Here is a 4,906-nt window from a genome sequence, read left to right as displayed (position 1 = left end):
CCGCTACGCAGTGCACAATCCCTTCTTCGAAAGTCAGGGAGGCTGGTACGATCCGACTTTCCGGATTCGATGCTTCATTTTTATTCTTTAGCCAGTAGTCTGTATAGGCCAGCAAAGTTTGCGCTTTGTAGTGGTTTTCCGTCAATCTGTACAGATAGAGCTGATTCTCATAAACCCTTATTATTCCGAAAAGCATCATTTGTGAAAGGAACAGGTAGAAAATGGTGATTGGTAAGATCGAGCCGCTCTTCCCCCGTGAACGTTCACCTTCAAATGGGTGCCTTCGGCAGGATGAGATGCGCTCTGCGCGTCTGGTTGTCGGAAAGCGTAGCCTGGATAGAAAACCCTTCATTGGTCACCTCGTATTTCAGCGCTTTGACATGCAGCAGCATCGGATGATAGCCGGCCCCATTTTTGTATCGCAGGACTTTGTTGATCCGGAATTCATAAGTGTAGGCGGCCGAGTCGGCCGGATTTTGCGATTTGGTGCGGATGGTCGTACTGGTCTTTTGGACCAGTAACTCATCCTCCAATTCATGCTCGAGTTGGATCAGGAAAAGATGCCATTCTGCATCCTGAGTCTTCTCCAACTGGATATTCGCAGTGCGGATCACCTCCATTCCTCCCATCATCAGCAGGAGCACCATCGTATTGACAGTCAGGGCAAACGCCGCTTCCAACAAAGTGAATCCGGCTTGCGATTGTTTACGGACCTTCCGTTTGGATTTCCTCAGCATGCACTTCCACCCTTTCAGTCCCATCACCACCGTTCACAACCAACTGCGCGGTTTCCGGATTCCAAGTAGTGATGAACAGCAGCCCTCCGGAAGCCTGACTTCCGATCGGGCTGCCTCCCTCGGCGATGACCTGCATCTGGTCCTGGGCGACCCGCCAATAGGCAACTTCCGCTCCCGCCGCTTTCAAAGTCGTAAAAAACTGAACGGAATGCGGAATCAGCACGTAAAGGGAGATACTGACCATGGCCAAAGCGATCAAACTTTCGAAAAGCATATAACCGCTGCTACCGTTTAGCTTTGTTGACTTCATAACGACCGCTCCCCAATTGGATTGTGATGGTGTAGCGATATCGGGCTGTTTCCATGATGATGGTGTTCGGCTGCAGATAACCGCTGCCCCCTTTGATGAATCCGGTGTAGCCTTGGATCACCCTGGCCCCTTCAGGCAACAGCAGCTTGCGGTTGATGTAACGGTCCGAACCGGCACTGTCTTTGAAAACAGCGTAATGCGTTGCCCCGAGTGGACGCACGACATCCATATTGACGCCGTTTCCGGTGATGACCGCATAACTCTGCGCCGTGTGCAGCTCCGTCAGGAAATCGTCCAAAAACAGATTGAATGCGAATTCATCCGTTGCAGTTTCCAGTTGCGGAGTCAGCAGCAGAATCATGGATGCGATCAACAGCACCAATAGGCTTTCGAACAAAGTGAAGCCGCTCTTGCGCATCGGTCAGCCCATCATCAAGGCGTGACAACAACTTCAATCGGTTCAACTTCGCCGGCGGTTATCGTCAGTTTGGCGGTCGCTTCAGTCTCCTGTTTATCACTGAGGTACCCCGCCGTATTCAGGACAGTGAAACTCGCCGCTTCCGTACCCGTATCGAGTTCGTACATGTTGGCTTGGGTCTGCACGACGACCGCCAAAGCATCCGTCCCTTTGGTCTCAACGCTTTTCTTGGTGTTCGCCACATTCGGGATGATCATCAGCATCAGCACAGAGATGATGAACAGGACCAGGACCATTTCCATCAATGTGAAACCTTGTTTGTTTTTTAGTGTTTTTTTGATTGTTTTCATTAATACATACCTCCTAATGAACTAAGCATCGGCATCAACAATATAAGATAGATCGCCATCACGATGACGGCGACCATGAGAAACAAGACAGGCTGCAGCCAGCCGATTTTCTGTTCGATATCCGCAATCAGCAGCCGGAAACATTCTTCGCTGTACATGCTCAACTTGATCGGCAACTGACTGGTGAGCTCGCCGTGATAGATGATCCACCCCATCTCCTCCTTGAAGATGGGATAACGTTTGATGATCGTCGTCAGGCTGTCGCCCTGCATCAGCCCTTCCTCCACCAATCCGGATATTTCCTTCATCCAGGCAGTACCTTCATCGCCGCGCATCAGCGAAACGATTTGGTTCAACTGCATGCCATTGTGGAAGAAATAGGCGTATTCGCGGCAGAAAAAAAAGGAATAGTAGAGTTGGACCCATTTGCTGAAGAGCGGAATCCTGCAGAACAGCAGCGATTTTTGGAAAGCTGACTTCTTTTTCAAATAATTTTTTGACAACAGGAACACACCGGCGCCTAATGCCAATGTGCCCAAAATGATGAGCGGCAGGTTCTTCAGGTAATTCAGGATGAGTCGGACCATCACGCCGGAACCTTCTTCCGCGGGCACCAGCATCGTTTCCAAACTGGGAAGCAGGACCTGCCTGATCGCGATCAGCATAGCATTCGCGAAGACCAGCAAAAATAACGGGTAGATCAAGACTTTTCTGAGCTTATGCAGCTGTTTGTCCTTTTCCGTCAGGAAGTCGGAACAAAACAGCAAAGTTTCCGTCAATTTCCCGTGAAGGAAGGAAAGCCGCAGCTGCGATACGACTTGCTCCGAAAAGCCGCATCCAGCCATTGCATCAGCAAGGTTGATGCCTGTTTCCAGTTTGGCCATCATGCGCTGGATATCGTCCACGCGCTTCGGCTGCATCATCTTCAGAAAGGCGAGCCCGTCGGACAACGAAAACCCTTCCTTCAGCAATTCACCCAAGCGCCTCAGAAAATATGCCTGCTCTTTTGCCTGCCAACGTTTTTCAGACGAGATTCTCCAGGTAATTCTTTTCCGTAATGTATCCACATGCATAGGCTTTTCGCAATTTATCATTCAGAGTGACAAACCGCTTTCTGTCCTCCTTGTTCTGCAGATGATTCTGCAGTTCCTTGCCTGCCAATATTTCGTAGATGGCAGCCGACTTTTCGTTTACCTGATAGTGGGAACAGTGAATCGTGCACTTACCGGAGCACAACGGACAATATTTTGCGATCAGACGTTGGGAAACGACAGCGAGCAACGTCTGCTTCATTTGTTCGGAAGAAATAGCCAGTTCCCGCAGCCTTTCCAATACCCCGAACGACTCTTTGGCATGGATCGTTGCGATCACCAAGTGTCCGGTCAATGCGCTTCTCACTACCATTTTGGCTGTTTCCTCATCCCGGATTTCGCCTATGACGAGGATGTCCGGATGATGACGCAGACACTGGCGGATGAGCAGATCGTACGTGATGCCCGCAGCTTCGTTCACTTCGGCCTGCAGAAACAGCGGCTCCTCAATTTCGACCGGGTCCTCCATCGTAATGATCTGCAGCGGTTCATCGGCATATTTCCTGCGCAGCAAATGATAGATGGTGGTCGTTTTCCCGGAACCGGTAGGTCCGGAAAACAACACCAGCCCGCTCTTATGGTCCAACAGTTCGAGCAACTCCGCCTCCTGGGCAGGGAAAAATGCGTGCAAACCCGGCTCAGAACCCGGATTGGCGTACAGCATACGGATGACAAGCGACTCTTGGTAGCGGAAATTTGCGATGGTGGACAGCCTCAGTTCAATTTTTTTGCCGTTCAGCCGGTACCTGACAGCACCGGATTGCGGTTTCCGCCTTTCGCCCACATTCATGTTCGAAAGAAATTTAAAATAAGAAATCAGTCGTTCACCCTTTTCGATTGAATACACCGATACTTTCGACAATCCGGTACTCACGCGGAAAAAGAGTTCATAGTGGTCTTCATAAGGGAGCAGATGGATGTCGGAAACACCCAGCCGCATCGCATCAGCCAACAGGCTCTCTGCTTTTTCTTCCATATCATCACCTCATTTCTATTTTGCCGTCACTTATAGCTTCTGCAAAATCCTCGCGTCCGCTCTTTATCCGACGAGAAACTTAGTTAAAAATATGTTATATTGGCATAAACAGCGGTCCCGTACGCGAAAAACATGCGGGATCACTCAAGTACAAGGGAGGTGGACTTTTTGAAAAAAAACGTTGCTGGTTCGATTCTTCTGATTGCGACCGGAACATTTCTGTTCGCGGTGGGCATCAATATGTTTTCCGTTGCGAACAATCTTGGTGAAGGCGGCGTCACCGGCATTAGTTTGTTGGCCTTCTATACCATGAATGTCCCGGTAGCCATAACGAGTTTCGTATTGAACGCCATCATACTGGTCATCGGGTTCCGCTTTTTGGAAAAATCGACCATGAGGCTGACGCTTTTGGCCACACTGTTGATGTCGGTGTTTCTCTATCTGACGGCTGCTTGGCGCTATCCGATGGAAACAATCATTCTGGCGCCGCTTTGCTCCGGATTTTTGGTCGGCACAGGCTTGGGACTCGTGATGCAGGCGGGCGGTTCCACGGCCGGGACCGATATCATCGCCTTGATTTTCAATAAATATCTCGGCTGGAGCACCAGTATCGCACTGGTCGTATTGGACCTATTCGTCGTCGGACCTTCCATCTTCGTCATCGGGCTGGAGAATGTCGTTTTGACTGTCGTGCATCTCTATGTGCAAACGAAAGTGCTGGATTTCATCCTTGAAGGGTTCAATCCGAAAAAACAAGTCCTGATCATCTCGGAGCGGCATCAGGAAATCGCTGAGGCAATCGATAAAAAAATCGGCCGCGGAATGACCTTTTTGGAAGGAGAAGGCTATTACTCCAAAAGCCAGAAGAAGGTGATTTTGATTGTCGTCAACAGACAGCAATTGATGCCGCTAAACCGGATTGTGACAGCCATCGATCCGAAAGCTTTTTTCACAATCAGCGAAGCCCAAAGCGTCATCGGCGAAGGTTTCTCTTATTTGATTTCGGATGAGCACTACCAACAAA

Annotated in this window: 7 protein-coding genes; 1 reads left to right on the top strand and 6 read right to left on the bottom strand. The window is 49.8% G+C overall.

Annotated elements, in window-relative coordinates:
- Nucleotides 1–269: 269 nt before the first annotated feature.
- From comGF to comGA, 6 genes are read right to left on the bottom strand one after another with little or no spacing between them, the layout of a single operon-like run.
- Nucleotides 270–737 carry a competence type IV pilus minor pilin ComGF gene (gene comGF / locus WBV27_RS09990; RefSeq protein WP_424201681.1) on the bottom strand — a complete coding sequence of 156 codons (468 nt, stop codon included), beginning with the start codon at nt 735–737 and terminating at the stop codon, nt 270–272.
- On the bottom strand, nt 706–1,047 hold the full coding sequence (locus WBV27_RS09985; RefSeq protein WP_424201679.1) for a hypothetical protein: 342 nt from the start codon (nt 1,045–1,047) through the stop codon (nt 706–708). The genes comGF and WBV27_RS09985 overlap by 32 nt, the downstream gene beginning before the upstream one ends.
- Nucleotides 1,022–1,465: a prepilin-type N-terminal cleavage/methylation domain-containing protein gene (locus tag WBV27_RS09980; RefSeq protein ID WP_424201677.1), complete on the bottom strand. Its 444-nt coding sequence runs from the start codon at nt 1,463–1,465 to the stop codon at nt 1,022–1,024. The genes WBV27_RS09985 and WBV27_RS09980 overlap by 26 nt, the downstream gene beginning before the upstream one ends.
- A 14-nt stretch (nt 1,466–1,479) precedes the next feature.
- The gene (comGC, locus tag WBV27_RS09975; RefSeq protein ID WP_424201675.1) at nt 1,480–1,815 is read right to left on the bottom strand and encodes a competence type IV pilus major pilin ComGC; all 336 of its coding nucleotides are present in this window, start codon (nt 1,813–1,815) and stop codon (nt 1,480–1,482) included.
- Nucleotides 1,815–2,882, bottom strand: coding sequence for a competence type IV pilus assembly protein ComGB (gene comGB / locus WBV27_RS09970; protein ID WP_424201673.1), 1,068 nt, complete (start codon nt 2,880–2,882; stop codon nt 1,815–1,817). The genes comGC and comGB overlap by 1 nt, the downstream gene beginning before the upstream one ends.
- A complete protein-coding gene (gene comGA, locus WBV27_RS09965; protein WP_424201671.1) occupies nt 2,839–3,882 on the bottom strand; it encodes a competence type IV pilus ATPase ComGA in 1,044 nt (347 codons plus the stop codon). Before comGA ends, comGB begins: the two co-directional genes overlap by 44 nt.
- 168 nt (nt 3,883–4,050) lie before the next feature.
- On the opposite strand from comGA, the gene WBV27_RS09960 reads away from it, so the two are divergent.
- Nucleotides 4,051–4,906: YitT family protein (locus tag WBV27_RS09960; RefSeq protein WP_424201669.1), on the top strand; the 856-nt coding region annotated here is incomplete at its 3' end.

This window comes from Trichococcus sp. (genome assembly GCF_049589555.1).
In the GTDB taxonomy this organism is placed as follows: Bacteria; Bacillota; Bacilli; order Lactobacillales; family Aerococcaceae; genus Trichococcus.
The sequence above is the reverse complement of the archived record's forward strand: the minus strand, read 5'-3'. Positions and strand labels throughout refer to the sequence as shown.